Raw genomic sequence first — 23580 nt, 5'->3', positions numbered from 1 at the left:
TATGCTTGAATTAAATATAAAAAAGAAACTTAACAATTTTACTTTAGATATAGAATGTAAGCTTGAAAGTAACAGAATAGGAATACTTGGCGGCTCGGGAGCCGGGAAAAGTATGATTTTAAAAATGCTTGCAGGTATTGAAAAGCCTGATAAGGGCTATATAAAGCTTGATGATCAGCTGCTTTTTGATTCAGAGAAAAAAATAGATATAAAACCTAAGGACAGGCATATAGGATATTGTTTTCAAAATTATGCACTTTTTCCGAATCTTACAGTGTATGAAAATATTGTTATAGGTCTTAGTAAGTCTGAGAGAGCTGATGCGGACAAGTTTCTTGAGAAGTTTGAACTCACAAAGATAAAGGATTCAAAACCGAACAAGATAAGCGGAGGTCAGGCGGCAAGGGTTGCAATGGCAAGGATACTTATCAGAAAGCCGAAAGCATTACTGTTTGATGAGGCATTTTCAGCGCTTGATATTTATCTTAGAGACCATATACAGGAAGAGATAGCACAGATCTTGGAAGACTTTGAGGGCAGTGCAATATTCGTTTCACACTCAAGAGATGAGGTATACAGGCTTTGTGACAGTATGATGGTCATTGATGCGGGTAAAATTTCAAATATCGGCAATACGAAGGATATTTTTAAGTTCCCTAAGACCAAAACGGCGGCAATACTGACAGGCTGTAAAAATATTTCCGATATAAAATATATTTCAGATAATACAATAGAGGCTATAGATTGGGGAATAAAATTTAAATTTACTAAAGAATTGCCGAAGGGAATAAATGCCATCGGTATCAGAGCACATGAGTTCATGCCTGTATGGGGAGAGGCAAGCGGAAATTTTATAGAATTTAATCTAAAAAGTAAGGCAAAGCTGCCCTTTGAGGATAATTATTACCTTTATACAAAAGGGACTGAAGATATTACCTGGCTTGTACAAAAAGATATTAAAGAAAAGCTTGATAGCAATGGTTTACCTGATTTCCTTCAGATAGATGAGGAAAATATTTTATTTTTGAAATAGATTGGAGAGTATATGGAATTTACACATTTTGATGAAAATAAAAATGCGGTAATGGTAGATGTTTCAGATAAAGATATTACAAACAGAGTTGCGATTGCAACAGGCAGAATTACTCTTTGTGATGAAGCCATGCAGGCGGTAACGGGTAAAAAGATAAAAAAGGGTGATGTACTTACGGTAGCTCAGGTTGCAGGCATTATGGGACAAAAAAGGACTTCAGAGCTTATTCCCATGTGCCATAATATAAACCTTACAAGCTCAAAGATAACCTTTGAAATTGAAGGGAATGATATAATCGTATTCTCAAAAGCAAAGACTACAGGTCAGACAGGTGTGGAGATGGAAGCATTGATGGGAGTAAATATTGCACTGCTTACCGTATATGATATGTGTAAAGCCATTGATAAGCGAATGCTTATAAGCGATATTCATCTTTTAGAGAAAACCGGAGGAAAAAGCGGAGACTTTTATTTTTAATAAAAAGTGAGGGTGTAACTTGGTTTTAAGTCGCACCCTCATTTTGAAATATTTATTTAATTATATTTATTACTGATGTTTTACTGTGCCGGCTTAATATAAGCTGTAGCTACATAAGCCTGTCCGCCGTTATAATTGATAATGGACCAGTTTGCATCATGTTCTCCCGCATAATCCACACTTACACCTACATTTAAAGTTGCAAGTATGTCGCCGTCACGGCTTGGTGAAGAACGAACGTTTAACTTTGCAGTTGTAACATACTTAACACTTGCAGCAGTCTCAGGTGCAGTCTCAGCACTTGTCTCTGAAGTATCGGTACTGTCTGATGAAATTGCAGTAGTAGTTGTAGTATTTGTTGTATTGGTCTTCTTCTTTGAAGGAACAAGTGATCTGAACAGTAAAATCAAAACAATAAGGATTACAAATCCTATAATCACCTTGGTCAAGTCTGCAGTATTAACTGTAGGCTTTTTCTTGTTCTTTGAAGATTTTTTTACAACTCTTCTTTTTTGAGTACCTTCAGTACTGGTACCGCTTGTTTTTCTTTGAGAATTATCATTTCTGATAGGTGTAACCACAGGTGATACGCGGGTTTTTCTTGGAGCGTACTCATTTATAAATGTCTGTACTTCCTCAGAGAGTAATTGACATGCAAAAGTTGCATTAAATTCCTCATTATTATTTTCAAGTATCGCTTTATTTCCTATGGAACGAATTTTATGATAATGTTCAAATGAGTCATAGGAAATAACATTACTTGTATATAAAGAATCTATAATATCGGTAATACTCTGCTCATCATCATCATCACGACCGCTGAGCTGCTTTATTATGATTTCCAATGTCTGTTTTGCCTTAATCATTGACAAGTTATACTCTTGAGCAGCCAAAAGCTTTTGAGTATCATAAACTCCGTTTTGAATCTGCTGCCATGCAGTATTTTTGGTTGAGTTTGCCATCAGGTAAACCTCCTATAAAATCGATTATATATCTGTGAATAAAAGTTCAAATACAAAGCTCACAGAAACCTAGCTTTATTATACAATATAAGCTGTATAAAAGACAATATTTAGTGAGAATTATTCGCAAAAAAGGAGTTAAAATTTATAAAAAAATCGACTCTTCACAAGAAAGAGCCGATTTATAATTAAAATATTTTATTTTATGCCTCAGCGATGCACTCGATTTCGCAAAGAACTCCCTTTGGAAGGTCTCTTACAGCGAAGCAGCTTCTTGCAGGCTTTGATGTGAAATACTTTGCATATACTTCATTGAATGCAGCGAAATCAGCGATATCTGCAAGGAAACATGTTGTCTTTACAACCTTGTCCATTCCTGAACCTGCAGCCTCCAAGATAGCGGCTACATTCTTGCAGCTCTGCTCTGTCTGTGCTGTGATTCCCTCAGGAACCTCACCGTTAGCAGGATTTACAGGAATCTGTCCTGATGTGAAAACAAGTCCGTTTGTGATAAATCCCTGTGAATATGGTCCTATTGCACCCGGCGCATTTTTTGTATCGATTACTTTCATGTGAATCTCCTTTTTCTTTTTCTTATATTTTATACTAATTTTTAGATTTGTACACCCTCTTTTTACTGTTGTATGTGAATTTTATTTGATTATAAATATTTAAGAATTGATTTACTGGTATTGATTGTAAAAAATTGATATAATTACATTATTATTGCTTCAAAGATTAAGCGTAACAGGAGGTTAGAATCTATGGGACTTATTTCAGCTATAAGCGGTGCCGCAGGTGGCGTACTGGCAGATTCATGGAGAGACTATTTCTATGAAGATTCGCTGGAAGGGGATATAATTGTAACAAAGGGTAAGAAAAGAGTGGACCAAAGAGGTTCAAATAATAAATCCACAAATAATGTTATTACAGACGGTTCCATCATTGCAGTGGCAGACGGACAGTGTATGATAGTTGTGGAAAACGGAAGAATAAAGGATGTCTGTGCGGAAACCGGAAAATATGTTTACAGCAACACTGAAGAGCCTACGATTTTTGCAGGTAATCTGAAAGAGACAGTTAAAAGAACCTGGGAACAGTTTAAGAACAGACTTGCATTTGGCGGTGGAGCTACAGGAGACAGCAGAGTTTACTATGTGAATACAAAAGAGATACCCGGATTTAAATTCGGTACAACTTCACCGATACCATACAGAATAGTTGATTCAAATATCGGACTTGATATCGATTCAAAAATCAGATGTCATGGCAGTTACTCTTTTAAAGTCGTGGACCCTCTGCTTTTTTATCAAAATGTATCAGGAAATGTAGACGGTGATTATAGACTTGACGGACTGATTTTACAGCAGATGACTGCAGATCTTTTGAATTCACTTCAGCCGGCATTCGGAAGACTTTCAGGAATAGGATCCAGATACAGTGATATTCCAAATCATACAAAGGAACTCTCAGATGAACTTAACAGTATAATGTCAAGTGAATGGGGTGACAGACTGGGAATTGAAATTGTTTCATTTGCAATAAGCGGAATATCCATTCCACCGGAAGATGAGGATCTCATAAAGCAGCTCCAAAGAACAGCTGTATTCCAGAAGGCATCTATGGCAGCCGCAAACCTTACTTTGGCTCAGGCTGATGCTATGAGAGATGCGGCAAAAAATTCAGGCGGTGCAATGATGGGATTTGCGGGCATGAATATGGCAGCCCAGATGGGCGGAATAAATGCAAATCAGCTCTATCAGATGGCTGCAGATGAGCAGGTAAGGCAGCAGATGAATCAGGCCGGGCAGGCAAATACCATGCAGCAAAACGTAGTATCTCAGCAGGGCAGTACTCAGCAGGCGGCAACTACATGGACCTGCAGTCACGGACATGGAAACAATACCGGAAAGTTTTGCTCCGAATGCGGAGAGCCAAAGCCTGTGGCAGCTTCAATTCATTGCTCAGCTTGCGGATATACTCCAAATGATCCGAGCAATCCGCCGAAATTCTGTCCTGAGTGTGGAAAACCGTTCTAAAGAATGGAGATATTATGAATAATATAGATAAAGTAACACTTACGATACCAAAAGAGAAAAATATTGCATTGATTGCACATGACGGCAAAAAGCCTGATATTATAAACTGGTGTGAAGAACATAAGGATGTTTTGGCAAAGCATAAATTATACGGAACAGGAACTACAGCCAGACTTATAACCGAAAAAACAGGTCTTACCGTAAAGGGATACAATTCAGGTCCCCTTGGTGGAGACCAGCAGATAGGTGCAAGAATAGTGGAGGGAAAGATTGACTTTGTTATATTCTTTACCGATCCGCTTACTGCGGCACCTCATGACCCTGATGTGAAGGCACTGCTTCGTATAGTTCAGGTATATGATGTACCTATGGCTATAAACAAATCCAGTGCGGACTTTATAATAACATCATCACTTATGGATACCGAATACGATCATGATGTTATAAATTTCAAAGAGAACGTTTCACAAAGGGTTAAGGAAATGTCATAAAATGACTTGCAGAGAAGCCAGAAAGCTCATCATACCCTTTATACATGATGAGCTTTCAATTGAAGAAACAAGGGATTTTTTGCAACATGTAAGGGGTTGCAAAGCATGTATGGATGAGCTGGAAATCTATTATATTGTTGATGTGGGCCTGGATAAGTCGGATGGTGAAGATATCGATTACAATCTGACTGCAGCTCTAAACAGCCATATAAGAGAGGCCTACCAGAAGATTTTTATATTATTTATAGGTAGGGTGCTTAAGTATTCCATAAATACACTGATGTTTTTCGGAGTGTTTATTATTGCCATGATGCAATTACGAATTTGGTTCTTTTAGTAGGAGATATATGAAGAAATTAGTTCTGATAGACGGACATAGTATTTTAAACAGAGCATTTTACGGAGTTCCTGAGCTTTCAAACTCACAGGGATTGCATACCAATGCGGTTTACGGTTTTTTAAATATCATGTTCAAGATTTTGGACGAGGAGGCGGCTGATTATATAGCAGTCGCTTTTGACTTGTCTGCCCCGACATTTAGACATAAGGCATATGCGGAATACAAAGGCACAAGAAAGTCAATGCCTGATGAACTCAGAGAGCAGGTTCCGCTTATAAAGGATGTGCTTTCATCAATGAATATACCTATACTTACCAAGGAAGGGTATGAGGCTGATGATATTATAGGAACCATTGCAAAGAGATATCAAAGCGATGAAGTTTTTGTAAGTGTAATATCAGGTGACAGAGATCTTTTGCAGTTGTCCGATAAACATATAAAGATAAGGATTCCAAAGACTTCAAAGGGTGTTACAACAGTTCATGATTACCTTCCTGAGGATGTAATGAATGAATATGGTGTTACACCGAAGGAGTTTATAGATGTAAAGGCTCTTATGGGAGATACCTCCGATAATGTGCCCGGAGTCCCTTCCATAGGAGAAAAGACGGCTACAAAAATCATACAGGAATATCATTCCATAGAAAATGCAATTGAGCATGTGGATGAATTAAAGCCGCCAAGAGCTTCAAAAGCACTTAGTGAGCATATAGAGGATGCAAAATTTTCAAAGATGCTTGTTACTATAGTGACCGACGCTCCAATAGAAACCGATATTTCGGATATGGAAGTTGGAAATCTCTATACCAAAGAGAGTCTTGAATGGATAAATAAACTTGAGTTTAAATCATTCCTTAAAAGATATGAAAATGTAGAGATGGAAGCGAGTATAGAACTTGATACAACTGTAATTGACAAACAGGATGCATGGGAGAGCCTTTACAATGAGCTGAAAGATTCAAAAGAATTCGGTATTTCCGTATGCCTGGAAGAGACAGCTATAAAGAGCTATCATGTAAATTCGCTTTATGCCATATCAATTACCTTGGAAAATAAATCCTATATCATAAAGGATTTGGAAAATATTGCGGATATACTTGAGGAGATTATCCGTTTGGATGCAAGAAAGTATACACTTTCATTAAAGCCTCTTATAAAGCTTGTAAAAGATATGAAGGCTGCAAAGAACTTCTATGATATTTCAGTGGCGGCATATCTTATAAATCCTTTAAAAGACAGCTATTTTGTTGAGGATATTGCAAGAGATTATATGGGAAGTGCCTGCTCTTCAAAGACTGAGATGATAGGCAAGGCTAAGCTCAATGAAGTTTTGAGATTTAACGATGAAAAGGCAATAAATTATTTTGCTACAGAAAGCTATGTGGCACTTCATTCCGGAGAAAATATTTTAGCAAAGCTTGAAAGTTTGGAACTTACAGAGCTTTATAAAAATGTGGAAATGCCTTTGATATATTCACTTGCGAAGATGGAAAACACCGGAGTAAGAGTGGATGAAGAAAGGCTGAAAAGATATGCTGATACCTTGCTTGAAAAAATAGCAAAGCTTGAAGAAAGCATAACAACAAAAGCAGGAGAAAGCTTTAATATAAATTCTCCAAAACAGCTTGGAGAGATACTTTTTGAAAAACTCAAGCTTTCAGGCGGAAAAAAGACAAAGACAGGTTACTCCACTGCAGCGGATGTACTTGAAAAGCTTGCGCCTGAGCATGAAATAATAAGAGATATACTTGAATACCGTCAGCTTACAAAGCTTAATTCGACCTATGCTACAGGACTTGCGGGATATATAAGAGAAGACGGCAGAATACATGGTACCTTCAATCAGACAATTACCGCTACAGGACGTATTTCATCTACGGATCCGAACCTGCAAAATATTCCGGTAAGAACCGAGATGGGAAGTAAGATAAGAGATATATTTGTACCGAAGGAAGGCTATGTATTTGTGGACGCCGACTACTCACAAATAGAGCTTAGAGTTTTGGCTTCACTTTCAGGGGATGAAAAACTTATAGAAAGCTATCACTCTGCAGCGGATATTCATGCGGCTACGGCATCACAGGTTTTCCATGTGCCGCTTGAGGAGGTGACACCGGAGCTTAGAAGAAATGCCAAGGCCGTAAATTTCGGAGTGGTATACGGTATTTCCGCATTCGGACTTTCTGAAGATTTAAGTATATCCAGAAAAGAAGCACTGGATTATATAAACAATTATTTTAAGATATATGGCGGTGTAAAGAAGTTTTTGGATAAACAGGTGGCGGATGCCAAAGAAAAAGGCTATGTAAAGACAATGTTTGGCAGAATCAGACCGATACCTGAGATAAAGAGTTCAAACTTTATGACCAGATCATTCGGTGACAGAGTTGCAATGAATTCTCCTATACAGGGAAGTGCTGCGGATATTATGAAAATATCCATGCTGAAAGTGGACGAGGCACTTGAAAAGAGCGGATTTGATGCAAGAATTGTATTACAAATCCACGATGAGCTTTTGGTGGAAGTAAAAGAAGATGAGGCGGCAAAAGTTTCAGAACTTGTAGAAAAGGCGATGAGAGAGGCGGTAAGCCTTAAAGTTCCGCTTGAAGTGGATGCTCATATAGGAAAAACCTGGTTGGAGGCAAAATAATGAATATTTTGCTTTTGGGAGGTATAGGCTCAGGAAAAAGTGAAGCCTTGAATATACTTAGAGAAGAGTATTCTGCAAATATCATAGAAGCCGATAAAGTGGCACATTTTTTATATGAAAAAGACAGGGCAGGTTACACTGCCCTTAGGTCTGTTTTTGGGGATATCATACTGGATGATAAAAAAAACATTGATAGAAAAAAATTAGGTGATATACTTTACTATGATAAAGAAAAATTAAAGCTGGTAAACAGTATAATACATCCGCTGGTATATGAAGAAATCAGAAACCGACTTTTAGAAAACAGATTGAATGTGGTGGAGCAGGCACTTATGCCTGATAATAAAGATATCTATGATGAGATTTGGTATCTGTATACAGATATTGAAATCAGAACAGAGAGACTTATATTATCAAGAGGGCTTGAGAAAGAGAGAATTGAGCAGATAATCGAAAAGCAGCCGAAAGAGTCGGAGTTTGAGTCTATTGCAGATAAAATTATACAAAATAACGGATCCAGGTCTGATTTGGAGAAAAACATTAGAGAGGCTTTGAGGTGATACTTTGAGACTGGTTAGCTTGGCAAGCGGAAGTGACGGAAATTCCACTTATATAGGCAGTGAGAATACCCATATTCTGGTGGATGCAGGTATTTCAAATAAAAAAATAGAGACAAGACTGAACGAATTGGGGCTTTGCGGAAAAGATATTTCAGGAATATTTTTGACACATGAACATAGCGACCATATATCAGGTCTTGAAGTCTTTGTAAGAAAAAATGAAATTCCGGTTTATGCTTCGGAAGGTACGCTCAGATATTTAAAAGACAGAGATAAATACGCTAAAATTAAAGATTATTTTCATATAGTACAATCAAAGAAATATACAAGTCTTGGAGATTTGGAAGTTTTGGCATTTGATATAGACCATGATGCAAATGAGCCATTCGGATACAGGGTGGAGTGCGGAAATAAAAAAATTGCGGTAGCTACGGACCTTGGAAGATATACAAAGGATATTGTGGATAATCTTTCAAATCTGGATGCATTACTTATTGAAGCAAATCATGATATCAGAATGCTTGAAACAGGTCCCTATCCCTATGAGCTTAAGAGAAGAATATTAAGTGAAAGAGGACATCTTTCAAATGAAAATTCCGGAAAGCTTATATGTGAGATCTTAAATGAAAATATCAAGAAAATCTTTTTGGGACATCTTTCAGATAAGAACAATCTTCCGGAGTTGGCTCTTGAAAGTGTAAGATATGAAATTTTTGCGGATGAGAGACCTTACAATCCTAAGGATTTTGATATAGAAGTGGCAAAAAGAGATGCTTTATCTGAAATTTGCTATGTGTAGTGTTAGGAATGGAGAATTTTATGAACAAGGTTATAATAACTGTAGTAGGCAAGGATACAGTAGGTATTATAGCAAGAGTATGTACATATCTTGCGGAAAATAAAATAAATATACTGGACATATCACAGACAATAGTGAGCGGATATTTCAATATGATGATGATTACAGATATGGAAAATGCCACTGAAAAATTCACAAAAGTTGTTGAGGATCTGGATGTACTCGGGGAGGAGATTGGAGTAAAGATAAAAGCTCAAAAAGAAGAAATTTTTGAATCCATGCACAGACTCTAGGAGGAATTATGCTGAATATGTTTGAAGTAATAGAGACTAACGACATGATCGACAAGGATCTGTTGGATGTCAGAACTATTACTATTGGAATAAGCTTGCTTGACTGTATAGATACGGATCTGAATAAGCTTTGTAAAAATATATATGATAAGATAACAAGTACCGCAAAGGACCTTGTAAGAGTAGGTGACGAAATATCAAAGGACTTCGGTGTACCTATTGTAAACAAGAGAATATCGGTCACACCTATCGCTTTGGTGGGTGGAAGCGCCTGCACGACAAAAGAAGATTTTGTACAGATAGCAAAAACACTTGATAAGGCTGCAAAGGACCTCGGTGTAAACTTTTTGGGCGGATATTCAGCCATAGTTTCAAAGGGAATAACTGCGGCTGACAGACTTCTTATCGAGTCAATACCACAGGCAATGAATGAGACGGACTTTATTTGCAGTTCTGTAAACTTGGGATCAACAAAGACCGGACTTAATATGGATGCTGTAAGGCTTATGGGAAAAATAGTAAAAGATACTGCAATTATGACAGCCGACAGAGATTCTATCGGTTGTGCAAAGCTTGTGGTATTTTGCAATGCTCCTGATGACAATCCTTTTATGGCAGGTGCATTCCACGGTGTTACAGAGGCGGATGCCATTATAAATGTAGGTGTCAGCGGACCGGGAGTTGTACGTGCGGCTTTAAAGAAAGCCGAAGGCGAAAACTTTGAGGTGCTTTGTGAGACTATAAAAAAGACGGCATTTAAGATTACAAGAGTCGGACAGCTTGTTGCAAGAGAAGCGTCAAAAAGACTTGGTATTCCTTTCGGAATAATAGATCTTTCATTGGCACCGACACCTTCCGTAGGAGATTCGGTAGCTGAAATACTTGAAGAAATAGGCCTTGAAAGAGTAGGTGCACCGGGAACTACAGCGGCACTTGCACTTTTAAACGATCAGGTGAAAAAGGGCGGTGTTATGGCATCTTCATATGTAGGAGGACTTTCAGGTGCATTTATTCCTGTATCGGAAGATCAGGGTATGATAGATGCGGTGAATGCCGGAGCTTTGACTTTGGAAAAGCTTGAGGCAATGACCTGTGTATGCTCTGTAGGTCTTGATATGATTGCAATACCCGGAGATACTTCAGAGGAGACAATAGCAGGTATTATTGCGGATGAGGCCGCTATCGGTATGATAAATCAAAAGACTACCGCTGTAAGACTTATACCTGTTATCGGCAAAGGCGAGGGAGAAGTGGTAGAGTTTGGAGGACTTTTAGGCTATGCTCCTATAATGCCTGTAAACGGCTTCTCATGTGAGAAATTTGTAAACAGAGGCGGCAGAATACCTGCACCTATACATAGTTTTAAGAATTAAATTATATATCAAAAAACAGGCATATGATCATTGATATGCCTGTTTTTCAAATTCAATTCATATTACTTCAACATCTTAAATCCCGGGAAGTAGCGGAAGATTACCTTTGCAATTATTTTCTCTTTATAAACATAGGGGTGTACCCATCTTCTGGAGTCTGCGGAATTGTTTCTGTTATCACCTAAACAAAAGTAAGCTCCGTCAGGTACTTCAAAATGCATATCGGCCTCAGGTATCATAGGCTCCTTTATATAATCCTCTTCAAGCGGAGTTTCGGAATTGTTCAAATACACTTTGCCGTCCTTGATATCTACAATATCTCCCGGCTCACCGATAATTCTCTTTACATAGTATAGACTCTCATCATCAGGGAATTTAAATATAATAATATCCCCACGCTTCGGTTCCTGGAAAAGATAAGTGAGTCTGAATCCGACAACTCTGTCCCCTGTCATTATAGTATTTTCCATAGATGCAGACGGTACTCTCGAATTTGCTATAATAAAAAGGTTTAAAACAAGCGCTATCACAGCAGCTACCACTATTATAGAAATCCAACTGAAAATTTCTTTTACAACGTCAAAATCTGAATTGTTATTCATCATCTTCTCCAATCTAATTTTCTCTCACAATTTTTTCTTTATTTGAACTCATACTATTTTACGATAATTGAATTTATAATACAACCAAATGATAAAATAATTATGAAAATAATAATAAACAGATTTAGGGATACTTTAAACATCATGTGTTTTGTTTTATGGTATAATAGTTGTATACATAGTAAATGATTAGGAGGCCTTATTAAAGTAATGGTTGCATTTTTACATTTTGAAAAAAGCAAATCGAATATTAAAAGAATTGAAGTCTTGGAATCGGAACTTGAGGGATATAAGATAGATGTAAAAAAGTATAATGACGTATAAAAATTATAAGTAATATTAGTCATATTTAAACAGTGTAGTTTATAACATTTACTTTCATGTTTTGCAAAAGAATAGTATAATCTATATAAATGTTATGGAGCGGATAATCAGGCAGTATATTATCTGAACTGTTACTCAGAATGTTAGAAGGAAGGGTTAAGCTATGGATAAGAATTTATATGATTTGATGGATTGGGCAGCGATAGAGGAGATCACTTATTCAGAATGTGACAGACCGAAAAAGATTCTCGGTTCACATAGAGTGGATGGAGGTTTTTTGGTTCAGGCTTTTATACCAAGTGCAAAAGAGATGGCGCTGTTGATTGACGGGAACAAAAATCCTGTTGCAATGCAATGTATGGATGAAGCCGGATTTTTTGCATGCTTTGTGGGAAGAAAGCAGGAGTTTAAATATAAATTTATAGTTAAATATGATAATGAAGTAGAACAGACAATATCAGATCCATATTCCTTTGACAGTATATACTCCGAGGAAGATCTATCAAAATTTGATGCCGGAATCAACTATGAAATCTATGAAAAAATGGGTGCAAAGCCTATGACAATTTCAGGTGTGGAGGGTGTAAACTTCTCGGTATGGGCTCCTGAAGCTATGAGAGTATCTGTTGTAGGTGATTTCAACCTTTGGGACGGCAGAAGACATCAGATGGAGAGACTCGGTGATTTCGGAGTTTTTGAAATATTTATACCGGGAGTCAGTGTAGGCAGTCTTTATAAATTTGAAATAAAGACAAAAAAGGGAGAGCCTATGTTAAAGTCCGACCCTTATGCATTTTATTCCGAGCTTAGACCGAATACTGCAAGTATAGTTGCGGATATTTCAGGCTTTGAATGGAGTGATGAGGATTGGATGAAAGACAGAGAAAATATCCAGTCTACAAAGATAAATGAATCTGCAGCAATGAATATCTATGAATTACACCTCGGCTCATGGATAAGAAAAGAAATGCAGTATGATGAGAACGGTGAGGAAGTAAACGGCTCCGTATTCTATAATTATCGTGAGATAGCACATAAGCTTTCTGTTTATGTAAAGAAGATGAATTATACCCATGTGGAGATTATGCCTGTAATGGAGCATCCGCTTGATGCAAGTTGGGGCTATCAGGTGACAGGATATTACAGCCCTACAAGCAGATACGGTACACCGGATGATTTCATGTACTTTATAAACTATTTGCATAAGAAGGGAATCGGAGTAATACTTGATTGGGTACCTGCTCATTTCCCAAGAGATTTGCACGGCCTTGCATGTTTTGACGGAAGTCATTTGTATGAGCATGCAGATCCCAGACAGGGTGCACATCCGCATTGGGGTACATTGATATATAATTATGCAAGACCTCAGGTAAGCAACTTCCTTATTTCAAATGCACTTTTCTGGGCGGATAAATACCATGTTGACGGTATAAGAATGGATGCGGTAGCTTCCATGCTTTACCTTGATTACGGTAAGAACTCGGGAGAGTGGGTTGCCAATATATATGGCGGCAATGAAAATCTGGATGCTATAGAGTTCTTAAAGCATCTGAACTCAATTTACAAAAAGAAAAATCCTTCAAGCCTTTTGATAGCCGAGGAGTCTACAGCATGGCCTAAGGTAAGCGGTGATCTAAATGAAGGCGGACTTGGATTTGATTATAAGTGGAATATGGGTTGGATGAATGACTTCCTTGAGTTTATGAAGATTGACCCATATTTTAGAAGCGGAGATTATAATGCTTTGACATTCTCACTTTTCTATCACTACAGTGAGAACTTCATTCTTGTTTTAAGTCATGATGAGGTGGTTCACGGTAAGGCTACTCTTGCAGGAAAGATGCCGGGGGCAACTCAGGAAGAAAAGTTTGCGAATCTAAGAGCGGCATATGGATATATGATGACTCATCCCGGAAAGAAGCTTCTCTTTATGGGACAGGAATTCGGTCAGATGAATGAGTGGAATGAAAATGTATCACTTGAGTGGAATCTGCTGGATTACGATATTCACAGTAAGATGCAAAAGTATTCCAAGGCTTTAAATAAACTTTATCTGGATTATCCTGCACTTTATAAGCTTGATTACAATCCTGACGGTTTCGAGTGGATAAACTGTACATCAAAGGATGAGAGTACGGTTGTATTCCTCAGAAAGACCGAGAATGAGGAAGACACACTGGTTGTGGTATGCAACTTCACACCGGTTGTTTATGAAAGAGAAATCGGTGTTCCATATAAGGGTACATATACCGAGATCTTCAATTCAGATGATAAAAAGTATGGCGGAAGCGGAGTCGGAAATAAGAGAGCAAAGAAATCTGTCAAGAAAAAAGTGGACGGCAGAGAGAATTCACTTAAGATAAAGGTTCCTCCAATGGCTACAATAATATTTAAGTGGGCGAAATAGTGGATTTTTATAATATATTAAAAAGCTTTACCGGAATTTATATGACCGGTGAAATAAGTTCAAGTTTACCGAGTATTTCCGAAAGTGAAGTGGCCGAGTCTGTAGCACAGGATATAGAAAAGCTTAAACCGAGTGTAATGATGCAGACTTTAAAAGAACTTTCTCCGGTATTATTGGCAATCGCCTATAATATTGTGATAGTGATTATTACATTTATTATAGCCGGTCAGGTGATAAAATTTTTATCACGAATGCTTGAAAAGTTTTTGAAAAAGATAAATGTTGATTTGACTATAAGAAAGTTTCTTCTGTCCACGCTGAAAGTATTACTGTATGCCTTGGTAGTACTTGGACTGGCCGAAAGGCTGGGAATAAATCAGGCTAGTGTGGTAGCGATACTTGGTTCTGCAGGTGTTGCAATAGGACTTGCTTGGCAGGGAAGCTTAAGCAACTTTGCGGGCGGAATGATAATACTTTTTTGCAGACCTTTTGTCAGGGGTGATTATATAGTTTCACCGAAGGCTGAGGGTATTGTAGATACTATAGGAGTAATTTATACAATACTTTTGACCCCCGATAATAAGAGGATATCCATACCCAACGGTGCGCTTGCAAACGATGTTATAACAAATGTTACCGCAAATGATACCAGAAGAATAGATATTCAAGTAGGTGTGTCGTATGATTCCGATATCAGAAAGGCAAAGAAGCTTATAAAAGATGCCATTGATGAAAACGGACTGGTATTAAAAAATAAAGAGATTTTGACCTATGTCAGTGATTTGGCATCGTCTGCCGTAATCCTTGGTGGAAGAGCCTGGTGTAAGACTGACGATTATTGGACCGTCAGATGGGGACTTATAGAAGAAATCAAGGTTAAATTTGATAAAAACGGAATAGAGATTCCATACAATCAGTTGGAAGTACATATTAATGAATCCGGTAATTCTTTGATTAATAAAGATAAATAAATTATTATATAAGAGCTGTTGTACTAAAGTCTATAATGTGAGTTGGGTAAATACTTAACATATATTATAGAATATGATTAGTACAGCGGCTTTTTTTATGTAAATATACGATGTTAAAACACTTTAGTATAGTAGTAAAATAAAGTGTTGACAGATACACTTTAGTATGCTACCATAATGAACTATAAAGAGAAAACAAAAGTCAAAGAAAGTTACGAGGTGTATTTATGAAAAAAATTTATTTACTTGGAATCTTAGCAACAATTATGTTGGCAGGTTGTTCATCAGCAAAGACTGTAGAGAGCACATCAGCATCAGCAGACACAAGTGCGGTGGAGAGTAAGTCGGATGATACTGCCACAGCGGCATCAGAGAATAAGTCTACTTTTACAGTTGGATTTGATCAAGACTTCCCACCTATGGGCTTTGTAGGAGATGACGGAGAGTTCACAGGATTTGACCTTGAGCTAGCGGCTGAAGTTGCAAAGAGAATGGGCAAAGAAATCAAATATCAGCCTATAGCATGGGATGCAAAGGATATGGAGCTTACATCAGGAAATATTGACTGTATCTGGAACGGCTTCAGTATTCAGGGTAGAGAAGATAAGTACACATGGTCAAAGCCATATATGAAAAACGATCAGGTTTTTGTTGTAAAATCAGATTCAAGTATTGATTCGATAGAGGATCTTGCAGGAAAGACTGTAGAGGTTCAGACAGATTCATCAGCAGAGGCTGCATTGAAGGAAAACACGGAACTTGCAAATACTTTCGGTAAATTACAGACTGTAGCGGATTATAATACAGGCTTTATGGATCTTGAGATGGGTGGTGTGGATGCCATTGCAATGGACAGTGTAGTAGCAAACTATCAGATTACAAAGAGAGGCGGAAACGGATTTACAGTACTTGATACACCGCTTTCAAGTGAGGAATACGGTATCGGATTTAAGCTTGGAAATGAAACTTTAAGAAATGAAGTACAAAAAGCACTTGAAGATATGAAAGCGGACGGAACAATGAAAACTATTTCAGAAAAATGGTTTGGTAAGGATGTTACCACTTTAGAGTAAAATTAAGGCGCCGACAGATATCTGCCGGCGTTTTCTTTTTCTTATAAATATAAGACTTTTATTTTGCAATCCTGCAAAGCATTAAGAAATAACTTATGGTAGGATTGCAAAATAAAGGATATAATAGTAAGATATTTACACTGATTGGAGATTTTATGAGTATTCTTGATATTGCGTTAAAGCTTGTCCCCGGAATGTTGGTAAGTATACAGATATTTTTTGTAACACTCTTACTTTCACTTCCTTTGGGATTGTTGGTCGCCTTTGGCAGACTTAGTAAAATAAAGTTTATTTCATATCTGTGCAAGGTATATATTTCAATAATGCGCGGTACACCGCTTATGTTACAGCTGATGGTTGTATACTTCGGACCTTATTATATTTTTGGAGTATCCACATCGGGAAATTACAGGATAGTTGCTACCATAATCGGTTTTGTGGTAAATTATGCGGCATACTTTGCAGAGATATACAGAAGCGGAATTCAGTCCATGCCAAGCGGACAGTACGAAGCCGCAAAGATATTGGGATATAGTAAATCTCAGACTTTCTTTGTTATAATACTTCCACAGGTAATAAAGAGAATTTTGCCGTCTATAACAAATGAGGTAATAACTTTGGTAAAGGATACATCTTTGGCCTTTACAATAAGTGTGGCGGAGATGTTTACAATGGCAAAGGCACTTGCAAGCAGTACAACAAGTATGTTACCCTTTGTGTGCGCCGCATTGTTCTATTATATATTTAATTTAATAGTAGCGTTTGTAATGGAAGCAATAGAGAAGAAATTAGAATATTACAAGTAGGTGATTATGTCATTATTAAGTATGAAATCAGTAAAGAAATCCTTTGGCGGTGTGGAAATTTTAAAGGATATATCACTGGAAGTAAAAGAAGGTGAAATTTTAAGTATTATAGGTCCGTCAGGTTCAGGCAAATCCACACTTTTGCGTTGTGCTACATTATTGGAAGATATGGATGACGGAGAGCTTAGCTATAACGAGAATACAGTTTGTAAAAGTGTAGGTGGTAAGGCGGTTTATGAGAGTCAAAGTAAATTGAGAGAAATTTCTGAATACTTCGGCCTTGTATTCCAAAACTTTAATCTCTTCCCACATATGAATGTATTGCAAAATATCTGTGATGCGCCGATAAGAGTACAAAAAAGGGATAAGGAAGAAGTGAAAGAAGAAGCCTTTTCTCTGCTAAAGAAGATGGGGCTTGAGGATAGAGCAGGAGCATATCCTTATCAGCTTTCGGGCGGTCAATCTCAAAGAGTTGCTATTGCCAGAGCATTGGCACTAAATCCAAAGATACTTTTCTTTGATGAGCCGACATCCGCGCTTGATCCTGAGCTTACAGGAGAAGTTCTCAGAGTAATAAAATCTTTGTCTGATTTAAAAATTGCCATGGTCATTGTTACACATGAGATGGCGTTTGCTAAAGAAATATCCGACAAGGTAATATTTATGTCTGACGGAGTAATAGTTGAGTTGGGAAGTCCTGAGGAAGTCTTTGCATCAACTAATGAAAGAATGAAGAATTTTATAGGTGCATTAAGCAAATAAACAAAAAGGTGGAAAATATGAAATACATAGTTATACTTGGAGACGGAATGGCGGATAAAGATATTCCTGAACTTGGCAATAAGACAATACTTGATGTAGCTAAAAAGCCACATATTGACGGACTTAAGGGTGTACTCGGTATGGCAAGAACAGTGCCGAAGGAGTTAAAGCCGGGAAGTGATGTGGCAAACCTTGCGGTAATGGGATATGATCCGCTTAAGTGTTACACAGGCAGATCACCGCTTGAGGCTGTAAGTATCGGCATAAATATGAAAGAAACAGATGTTGCAATAAGATGTAATCTGGTTACTCTATCAGACGAGGAGGATCCGAAAAAAAGAACAATGCTTGACTATTCAGCAGGTGAGATATCTACTGAAGAGGCAAGAGAGCTTATTGAAACAGTGGAAAAAGAGCTTGGAGATGATGAATTCAAGTTTTATCCCGGAATATCATACAGACATTGTTTGATATGGGACAACGGAAAGACCGGACTTGATCTTACACCTCCACATGATATATCTGACAGAGTAATAGGTGAATACTTACCGAAAAATGATAAGATTTTATCTCTTATGGAAAGAAGCTATAGTATTTTAAAGAATCATCCTGTGAACTTAAAGAGAAAGGCGGAAGGTAAGAATCCTGCAAACTCCATATGGCTTTGGGGAGAAGGTACAAAACCTAATGTAGAAAACTTTGAAAAGAAAAACGGACTTAGGGGTGCCGTTATCTCAGCTGTGGATCTTATAAAAGGTATCGGCATCAGTGCCGGAATGGAGAGCATTGATGTGGAAGGTGCTACAGGTACTGTGGACACCAATTATGAGGGTAAGCTTGCAGCTGCAAAAAAGACTTTGCTTGAGGATGGAAATGATTTCTTATATATTCATCTGGAAGGACCGGATGAGTGCGGACATCATGGAGATACTGAAGGTAAGATATTAGCGGTGGAGCGAATTGATGAAAGAGTTGTAGGACCTCTTTGTGAGGCGCTTAGAGAAGCAAATGAAGACTTTGCAATGCTTATAATGCCGGATCATCCGACACCTATCGAGACCAAGACCCATTCTTCAGACCCTGTTCCTTTTAAAATATACAGATCAAATAATGAAACGGATGTTGCAATAACTTATACGGAAAAGAATGCAAAAGAATTCGGAATATTTATAGAGGAAGGATATACACTTTTAGAGAAGTTTATCAATAATAAATTATAAGATATGGAGTCGCTTACCGGCGGCTCTTTTATTTTACTTGATATATGGTTTTTAATACTATATACTGATGTTATGAAAACCAATAAAGAAATTATCAATGATATGATAAAGCATTTTGAGGGCTTGGATATTGTAAAATCGGAAGATATCCCGGATATTTCTTTGTATATGGATCAGATGACAAGTTTTATTGACGAGAAGCTTGAGGGTTTCAAACGAGAGGAGGATGATAAGCTTCTTACAAAAACCATGATCAATAATTATACGAAGAACAAGCTTTTGCCGCCTTCCGATAAGAAAAAATATACCAAGAATCATGTGATGCTCCTTATACTTATATATTTTTACAAGAATGTACTCTCCTTTGCGGATATTAAAAGGCTCTGTGATTTGAGTATATACAACAGCTTTGATAAGGGAGATGAGTCTTTGTCGAAGCTGTATGATATTCTTGTTCGCATAGAGGATGACAAAAAAAACGAGATTGTAGATGATTTGAAAAAAAGACTTGAGTATGCAAAGAATAAAGTGGATGCCTTTGACAAAAAAGATGAAAATGTTGAGTTATTTACTTTTTTATCAGATATTGTAATGGAAGTATATTTTAAGCAACATTTAATTGAATATATTCTGAATAAAATTTGAGCCGAAAGATATGAATAAGTAAGAAAATTTTAACTGTACATATACACTCAAATTACATATACTTATAGTATAAATATATTTGTATCATATGATATGATACAAAAAATATAAGGAGGAATATATGAGGTTAGCTAAAAAAATAGCTGTTTTCGGAACTATTTTATTATGTTCACTTTTATCAAAACCTGCTTATGCTGCAAATAAAACTATTAGCTCAGTCACGATAAAAGTAAATTCGGATTTGAGTATAGGAGATCGTACAGATAATCTAAGTATAAATTACGGAAGTAGCTCAGGCGGAGATATAAATGTATATACTACATCCGACAGATTCAATATAGCGGATGCCGAGATTACAAGCGGAAGAAGCAGCCTGAATATAGGTGATGAAGTAAAGATGAAAATAACTTTGGAAGCAAACAGTGACTATTCATTTAAGGGAACATATTCATCTTCAAACATATCTGTGAACGGTGGAAAGTTTCTTTCTTCATCCAAGAAAAATGGTGATTTGGTAGTAAATATCAAGTTAAATCCATTAAAGGGAACTTATGAAGCCCCTGAGGATGTGGAGTGGAAGGACAGCGGTATAGGTATTGCCAAGTGGGATGAACCATCTGAGACTTCAGGATATTATGAACTTATACTGTTGCGTGGAAGTACACAGGTCACAAGAGTTGAAAACTACAAGGGCAGCAACTATAATTTCAGAAACGATATGACTCAAAAGGGTACATATAAGTTCAGAATCAGAACTGTTTCACATGGAGATAAGGACTATGGAAGACATTCCGAGTGGATTACTTCAGATGAATTCTATCTGGATGCTTCAAATGTCTCAACAGGAAATAACAATGTAACAACTCAGGTTGGAAACGGCATAGGCTGGAATAAATCGGGAGATACATGGTATTTCAGATTCCCTGACGGAAGTCTTAAGACAAGCGGATGGGAATATATAGCAGATAAATGGTATCTTTTTGATGATGCAGGCAGAATGCTTACAGGTTGGCAGAAGGTCGAAGGAGAGTATTATTATATGAATTCCTACGGACATATGACAACAGGTTGGCAGCAGTCAAACGGTAAGTGGTATTACATGAATGCGGAGGTTCCAAGAGGCAAGATGCTCAGCAATACATGGCTTCACAGCAGTGACGGAAAGTATTACTACCTTGACAGCAACGGTGCTATGTGTGAGGGATGGACACAGATCAGCGGAAACTGGTACTATTTTTATCCCGGCTCAGGATATATGGCTACAAATACAACAGTTGATTCATTCAGACTCGGCGCAAACGGTGCATGGGTAAGATAAGTATAAAAAGAGGAAGGGGATTACCCTTCCTTTTATAATTCTCTAAAATGAAATTCTTTATTTCCGTTTGCATAATCTGCAACTATATCGCCGTTTCCATAGAGCTTGTATTTGTAAGTACAAAGACCTTCAAGACCTACAGGACCTCTGGCATGAAGCTTTCCGGTACTGATACCCACCTCGGCTCCGAAACCGTATCTAAATCCGTCAGCAAATCTTGTGGAACAGTTCTTATATACATTTGCGGAATCAACCCTGCTCATAAAATAATCTGCATTGGCATCTATATTTGTAAGTATGGCATCTGTATGATGTGAACCGTAAGTATTTATATGAACAATTGCTTCATCAATGCTCTTTACAGGTTTTACATTGATAGTCTTTTCAAGATATTCCGTATGGAAAGACTCATCATTTGCAAGGTTTGCATTATCAAAATATGACAAAACATCCTTGTCGGCATATACCTTAATGCCTGCCTCCATAAAGGCTTTATTAAGTTCCGGCAAAAGCTTTGTAACCGCTCTTTCATGAACCAACAAAGTTTCGGTAGTATTACATGCGGAAGGGTACTGAGTCTTTGCATCTATCAAAATCCTTACAGACTTTTCAAGATCAAAGTCCTCATCCACATATGTATGACATACACCGTCGGCATGTCCCATAACAGGAATATTTGTATTGTCCATAATATATTTTACAAAAGAGTTTGAACCTCTCGGTATAAGTAAGTCCACATATTCACTGCAGCCAAGTAACTCGCCCACATCACTTCTGGCTTCAAGCTGTATAAGTATATTCTCAGGCAATCCGGCTTCTAAAACGGCTTCTTTTATACTTTCAAAAAGTGCTCTGTTTGTAAGTTTGGCTTCACTGCCGCCTTTAAGTATGGCTGCATTTCCGCTCTTTATACATAAAGAAGCAATCTGAACAAGGGCATCAGGTCGTGCCTCAAAGATAACTCCTATAACACCTATCGGAGTTGTTGTTCTGGTAAGAGTGAGTCCTGCATCAAGCTCTCTTTTTAATGTAATCTTTCCTATAGGATCTTCCATCTTTATAAGTTCATTGATACCTGCTATAACCGTATCCATCTTATGCTCATCAAACAAAAGTCTTGAAAGTATGGAAGAGGATATATTTTCAGCCTTTGCATTTTCAATATCCTTTTGATTTTCCAAGAGTATATGTTCTCTGTTTTTATTTAAATTTTTAATAATATTTTGAAGACAGTTATTTCTCATCTCATTGCTGCTTGCCATCAGAATAAAACTGTCCGCTTTTACTTTTTTTGCAATCTCTTTCATAAATCTCCTTAAATGCGTAATCTATAATTAAGATATATTAATTCATAAATAATTGCAAGCAATTTATTTAAAAATAAATTGTATAAGAAACATATAAAGTATTGTTCCTGCAGAGATGGAAAGAATCATCTGCCTTTTCCAAAAATGTAATATTACAATAATCGCAATGCTTATGGTTTCAGGCAAAGCATGTAACTCATTAAATATTGATACATCTTTAAGAGAATATACCACTAAAAGTCCAAGTACCGCTGCCGGCAAAACCTTGCCCAGATACTTTATATAGGAAGGAGTTTCTTTGTTTGCCGGAAAAACTATAAATGGTAAAAATCTGGTTATCATTGTGGCAAATGCTACGATTAATATTATTATAAGCTGTTGTATTTTACTCATGTTTTTCCAATCTCCCTCTAAGTAATGTAAGTACACTAAGTATTATAATCATTGAAGGAATGATAAAATTTGTACCCTTAAAAATTATAAGACATATAAACGAAATAAAAAGTCCGATAACAGAGGCGCTGTGATCTTTTTCCTTTAGACAATTTTCAAGGAATATAACCACAAAGAGTGCAGTCATAACAAATTCTATTCCTTTGGTATCAAAGGGGATAAAGCTTCCGAATATTCCTCCTATAGTGGCACCTGCTACCCAATATATCTGGTTTAACATGGTTACAAAGAACATAAACAGGCCCTTATCAATGTCTTTCGGAACATCTACCGTGGCATTAATTGAGAAGGACTCATCACACATGCCGTAAATTAAATAAAGTTTCTTCCATCCCGGAATATTATATTTTTCAAGCATTGAAAGCCCGTAGAATAAATGTCTTGCATTTATCATAAGCGTAAGGAAGAAGATGTTTACAGGATCAAAGCTCCCAAGCAACCATGAAACGGTAGCAAATTCCACAGAGCCTGCAAATATGATAAAACTCATAAACATCGGATAGTAAAATTTAAAACCGGATTGATTCATATATATGCCATAGGCAATACCTAAGAATAAAAATTCGGCCAAAATAGGGATTGTATTTGGAAATGCCGCAAAGAAAGCTGCCTTTATCTTTTTAGAAACCATAAAAACTCCTTGTAAATTAAATCAAGATACAAGTTTACTACCCG

Annotated in this window: 24 protein-coding genes; 18 read left to right on the top strand and 6 right to left on the bottom strand. The window is 37.1% G+C overall.

The window, feature by feature from the left end:
- The first annotated feature begins 1 nt into the window (after nucleotide 1).
- Together HMPREF1495_RS12360 and moaC are read left to right on the top strand one after the other, a co-directional pair.
- Complete coding sequence (locus tag HMPREF1495_RS12360; protein ID WP_034215357.1) at nucleotides 2-1033, top strand: sulfate/molybdate ABC transporter ATP-binding protein; 1032 nt, start codon at nucleotides 2-4, stop codon at nucleotides 1031-1033.
- A 12-nt stretch (nucleotides 1034-1045) separates the two neighbouring features.
- On the top strand, nucleotides 1046-1510 hold the full coding sequence (gene moaC / locus HMPREF1495_RS12355; protein ID WP_034215353.1) for a cyclic pyranopterin monophosphate synthase MoaC: 465 nt from the start codon (nucleotides 1046-1048) through the stop codon (nucleotides 1508-1510).
- Nucleotides 1511-1590: 80 nt separating this feature from the next.
- Here moaC and HMPREF1495_RS12350 read toward each other — a convergent pair whose 3' ends face one another.
- Together HMPREF1495_RS12350 and HMPREF1495_RS12345 are read right to left on the bottom strand one after the other, a co-directional pair.
- Nucleotides 1591-2472, bottom strand: a complete 882-nt coding sequence (locus HMPREF1495_RS12350; RefSeq protein WP_034215350.1) for an SH3 domain-containing protein — start codon at nucleotides 2470-2472, stop codon at nucleotides 1591-1593.
- A gap of 203 nt (nucleotides 2473-2675) precedes the next feature.
- Nucleotides 2676-3044 (bottom strand): RidA family protein, encoded by a 369-nt coding sequence (locus HMPREF1495_RS12345; protein WP_007596054.1) that lies wholly within the window; start codon nucleotides 3042-3044, stop codon nucleotides 2676-2678.
- A 192-nt stretch (nucleotides 3045-3236) separates the two neighbouring features.
- Between HMPREF1495_RS12345 and HMPREF1495_RS12340 the strand changes: the two genes are divergently transcribed.
- Genes HMPREF1495_RS12340 through HMPREF1495_RS12305 form a run of 8 tightly spaced genes read left to right on the top strand, consistent with a single transcriptional unit; the run spans nucleotide 3237 to nucleotide 11017 of the window.
- Complete coding sequence (locus HMPREF1495_RS12340) at nucleotides 3237-4511, top strand: SPFH domain-containing protein (protein ID WP_034215347.1); 1275 nt, start codon at nucleotides 3237-3239, stop codon at nucleotides 4509-4511.
- 14 nt (nucleotides 4512-4525) lie between these two features.
- Nucleotides 4526-5002: a methylglyoxal synthase gene (locus HMPREF1495_RS12335; RefSeq protein ID WP_007596063.1), complete on the top strand. Its 477-nt coding sequence runs from the start codon at nucleotides 4526-4528 to the stop codon at nucleotides 5000-5002.
- Between the two features lies 1 nt (nucleotide 5003).
- Nucleotides 5004-5339, top strand: coding sequence for a zf-HC2 domain-containing protein (locus HMPREF1495_RS12330; RefSeq protein ID WP_034215344.1), 336 nt, complete (start codon nucleotides 5004-5006; stop codon nucleotides 5337-5339).
- Between the two features lie 10 nt (nucleotides 5340-5349).
- Nucleotides 5350-7992 (top strand): DNA polymerase I, encoded by a 2643-nt coding sequence (gene polA, locus HMPREF1495_RS12325; RefSeq protein WP_034215341.1) that lies wholly within the window; start codon nucleotides 5350-5352, stop codon nucleotides 7990-7992.
- Nucleotides 7992-8552 (top strand): dephospho-CoA kinase, encoded by a 561-nt coding sequence (gene coaE / locus HMPREF1495_RS12320; protein ID WP_034215338.1) that lies wholly within the window; start codon nucleotides 7992-7994, stop codon nucleotides 8550-8552. Before polA ends, coaE begins: the two co-directional genes overlap by 1 nt.
- A 4-nt stretch (nucleotides 8553-8556) precedes the next feature.
- The gene (locus HMPREF1495_RS12315; protein ID WP_034215335.1) at nucleotides 8557-9351 is read left to right on the top strand and encodes an MBL fold metallo-hydrolase; all 795 of its coding nucleotides are present in this window, start codon (nucleotides 8557-8559) and stop codon (nucleotides 9349-9351) included.
- Between the two features lie 20 nt (nucleotides 9352-9371).
- On the top strand, nucleotides 9372-9644 hold the full coding sequence (locus HMPREF1495_RS12310) for an ACT domain-containing protein (protein ID WP_242832909.1): 273 nt from the start codon (nucleotides 9372-9374) through the stop codon (nucleotides 9642-9644).
- Nucleotides 9645-9652: 8 nt separating this feature from the next.
- On the top strand, nucleotides 9653-11017 hold the full coding sequence (locus HMPREF1495_RS12305) for a PFL family protein (RefSeq protein WP_034215333.1): 1365 nt from the start codon (nucleotides 9653-9655) through the stop codon (nucleotides 11015-11017).
- Between the two features lie 62 nt (nucleotides 11018-11079).
- Here HMPREF1495_RS12305 and lepB read toward each other — a convergent pair whose 3' ends face one another.
- Entirely contained in the window at nucleotides 11080-11619 is a 540-nt protein-coding gene (lepB, locus tag HMPREF1495_RS12300; RefSeq protein WP_009662907.1) for a signal peptidase I, read from the bottom strand.
- Between the two features lie 487 nt (nucleotides 11620-12106).
- Between lepB and glgB the strand changes: the two genes are divergently transcribed.
- The 8 genes from glgB to HMPREF1495_RS12260 all read left to right on the top strand — a co-directional run bounded on the left by glgB (nucleotide 12107) and on the right by HMPREF1495_RS12260 (nucleotide 21145).
- Nucleotides 12107-14350 carry a 1,4-alpha-glucan branching protein GlgB gene (glgB, locus tag HMPREF1495_RS12295; RefSeq protein WP_034215327.1) on the top strand — a complete coding sequence of 748 codons (2244 nt, stop codon included), beginning with the start codon at nucleotides 12107-12109 and terminating at the stop codon, nucleotides 14348-14350.
- A 41-nt stretch (nucleotides 14351-14391) separates the two neighbouring features.
- Nucleotides 14392-15321 (top strand): mechanosensitive ion channel family protein, encoded by a 930-nt coding sequence (locus HMPREF1495_RS12290; RefSeq protein WP_051402838.1) that lies wholly within the window; start codon nucleotides 14392-14394, stop codon nucleotides 15319-15321.
- A gap of 227 nt (nucleotides 15322-15548) precedes the next feature.
- Nucleotides 15549-16394: an amino acid ABC transporter substrate-binding protein gene (locus HMPREF1495_RS12285; protein WP_034215324.1), complete on the top strand. Its 846-nt coding sequence runs from the start codon at nucleotides 15549-15551 to the stop codon at nucleotides 16392-16394.
- A 155-nt stretch (nucleotides 16395-16549) separates the two neighbouring features.
- Entirely contained in the window at nucleotides 16550-17200 is a 651-nt protein-coding gene (locus HMPREF1495_RS12280; protein WP_034215470.1) for an amino acid ABC transporter permease, read from the top strand.
- Between the two features lie 6 nt (nucleotides 17201-17206).
- The gene (locus tag HMPREF1495_RS12275) at nucleotides 17207-17962 is read left to right on the top strand and encodes an amino acid ABC transporter ATP-binding protein (protein WP_034215321.1); all 756 of its coding nucleotides are present in this window, start codon (nucleotides 17207-17209) and stop codon (nucleotides 17960-17962) included.
- 17 nt (nucleotides 17963-17979) lie between these two features.
- The gene (locus HMPREF1495_RS12270; RefSeq protein WP_034215318.1) at nucleotides 17980-19182 is read left to right on the top strand and encodes a cofactor-independent phosphoglycerate mutase; all 1203 of its coding nucleotides are present in this window, start codon (nucleotides 17980-17982) and stop codon (nucleotides 19180-19182) included.
- A gap of 72 nt (nucleotides 19183-19254) precedes the next feature.
- The gene (locus tag HMPREF1495_RS12265; protein ID WP_034215466.1) at nucleotides 19255-19827 is read left to right on the top strand and encodes a DUF1836 domain-containing protein; all 573 of its coding nucleotides are present in this window, start codon (nucleotides 19255-19257) and stop codon (nucleotides 19825-19827) included.
- A 121-nt stretch (nucleotides 19828-19948) separates the two neighbouring features.
- The gene (locus HMPREF1495_RS12260; protein WP_007596087.1) at nucleotides 19949-21145 is read left to right on the top strand and encodes an N-acetylmuramoyl-L-alanine amidase family protein; all 1197 of its coding nucleotides are present in this window, start codon (nucleotides 19949-19951) and stop codon (nucleotides 21143-21145) included.
- A gap of 32 nt (nucleotides 21146-21177) precedes the next feature.
- On the opposite strand, the gene HMPREF1495_RS12255 is transcribed toward HMPREF1495_RS12260, so the two are convergent.
- The 3 genes from HMPREF1495_RS12255 to HMPREF1495_RS12245 form a co-directional block, all read right to left on the bottom strand.
- Nucleotides 21178-22452: a glutamate-5-semialdehyde dehydrogenase gene (locus HMPREF1495_RS12255; RefSeq protein ID WP_034215315.1), complete on the bottom strand. Its 1275-nt coding sequence runs from the start codon at nucleotides 22450-22452 to the stop codon at nucleotides 21178-21180.
- A 63-nt stretch (nucleotides 22453-22515) separates the two neighbouring features.
- Nucleotides 22516-22845 carry a branched-chain amino acid transporter permease gene (locus HMPREF1495_RS12250; RefSeq protein ID WP_034215312.1) on the bottom strand — a complete coding sequence of 110 codons (330 nt, stop codon included), beginning with the start codon at nucleotides 22843-22845 and terminating at the stop codon, nucleotides 22516-22518.
- Nucleotides 22838-23536 carry an AzlC family ABC transporter permease gene (locus tag HMPREF1495_RS12245; protein WP_034215310.1) on the bottom strand — a complete coding sequence of 233 codons (699 nt, stop codon included), beginning with the start codon at nucleotides 23534-23536 and terminating at the stop codon, nucleotides 22838-22840. Before HMPREF1495_RS12245 ends, HMPREF1495_RS12250 begins: the two co-directional genes overlap by 8 nt.
- Nucleotides 23537-23580 lie beyond the last annotated feature (44 nt).

The organism is Lachnoanaerobaculum sp. MSX33 (assembly GCF_000512995.1).
In the GTDB taxonomy this organism is placed as follows: Bacteria; Bacillota; Clostridia; order Lachnospirales; family Lachnospiraceae; genus Lachnoanaerobaculum.
The sequence above is the reverse complement of the archived record's forward strand: the minus strand, read 5'-3'. Positions and strand labels throughout refer to the sequence as shown.

Bases quoted from the DNA above. Each gene is read 5' to 3' on its own strand.
- HMPREF1495_RS12360 (WP_034215357.1), top strand. From the start codon at position 2: ATGCTTGAATTAAATATAAAAAAGAAACTTAACAATTTTACTTTAGAT.
- HMPREF1495_RS12255 (WP_034215315.1), bottom strand. From the start codon at position 22,452: ATGAAAGAGATTGCAAAAAAAGTAAAAGCGGACAGTTTTATTCTGATG.
- HMPREF1495_RS12250 (WP_034215312.1), bottom strand. From the start codon at position 22,845: ATGAGTAAAATACAACAGCTTATAATAATATTAATCGTAGCATTTGCC.
- HMPREF1495_RS12270 (WP_034215318.1), top strand. From the start codon at position 17,980: ATGAAATACATAGTTATACTTGGAGACGGAATGGCGGATAAAGATATT.
- HMPREF1495_RS12290 (WP_051402838.1), top strand. From the start codon at position 14,392: ATGACCGGTGAAATAAGTTCAAGTTTACCGAGTATTTCCGAAAGTGAA.
- HMPREF1495_RS12280 (WP_034215470.1), top strand. From the start codon at position 16,550: ATGAGTATTCTTGATATTGCGTTAAAGCTTGTCCCCGGAATGTTGGTA.
- glgB (WP_034215327.1), top strand. From the start codon at position 12,107: ATGGATAAGAATTTATATGATTTGATGGATTGGGCAGCGATAGAGGAG.
- lepB (WP_009662907.1), bottom strand. From the start codon at position 11,619: ATGAATAACAATTCAGATTTTGACGTTGTAAAAGAAATTTTCAGTTGG.
- moaC (WP_034215353.1), top strand. From the start codon at position 1,046: ATGGAATTTACACATTTTGATGAAAATAAAAATGCGGTAATGGTAGAT.
- coaE (WP_034215338.1), top strand. From the start codon at position 7,992: ATGAATATTTTGCTTTTGGGAGGTATAGGCTCAGGAAAAAGTGAAGCC.
- HMPREF1495_RS12265 (WP_034215466.1), top strand. From the start codon at position 19,255: ATGAAAACCAATAAAGAAATTATCAATGATATGATAAAGCATTTTGAG.
- HMPREF1495_RS12305 (WP_034215333.1), top strand. From the start codon at position 9,653: ATGCTGAATATGTTTGAAGTAATAGAGACTAACGACATGATCGACAAG.
- HMPREF1495_RS12350 (WP_034215350.1), bottom strand. From the start codon at position 2,472: ATGGCAAACTCAACCAAAAATACTGCATGGCAGCAGATTCAAAACGGA.
- HMPREF1495_RS12330 (WP_034215344.1), top strand. From the start codon at position 5,004: ATGACTTGCAGAGAAGCCAGAAAGCTCATCATACCCTTTATACATGAT.
- HMPREF1495_RS12285 (WP_034215324.1), top strand. From the start codon at position 15,549: ATGAAAAAAATTTATTTACTTGGAATCTTAGCAACAATTATGTTGGCA.
- HMPREF1495_RS12310 (WP_242832909.1), top strand. From the start codon at position 9,372: ATGAACAAGGTTATAATAACTGTAGTAGGCAAGGATACAGTAGGTATT.
- HMPREF1495_RS12245 (WP_034215310.1), bottom strand. From the start codon at position 23,536: ATGGTTTCTAAAAAGATAAAGGCAGCTTTCTTTGCGGCATTTCCAAAT.
- HMPREF1495_RS12260 (WP_007596087.1), top strand. From the start codon at position 19,949: ATGAGGTTAGCTAAAAAAATAGCTGTTTTCGGAACTATTTTATTATGT.
- HMPREF1495_RS12340 (WP_034215347.1), top strand. From the start codon at position 3,237: ATGGGACTTATTTCAGCTATAAGCGGTGCCGCAGGTGGCGTACTGGCA.
- HMPREF1495_RS12275 (WP_034215321.1), top strand. From the start codon at position 17,207: ATGTCATTATTAAGTATGAAATCAGTAAAGAAATCCTTTGGCGGTGTG.
- HMPREF1495_RS12345 (WP_007596054.1), bottom strand. From the start codon at position 3,044: ATGAAAGTAATCGATACAAAAAATGCGCCGGGTGCAATAGGACCATAT.
- HMPREF1495_RS12335 (WP_007596063.1), top strand. From the start codon at position 4,526: ATGAATAATATAGATAAAGTAACACTTACGATACCAAAAGAGAAAAAT.
- polA (WP_034215341.1), top strand. From the start codon at position 5,350: ATGAAGAAATTAGTTCTGATAGACGGACATAGTATTTTAAACAGAGCA.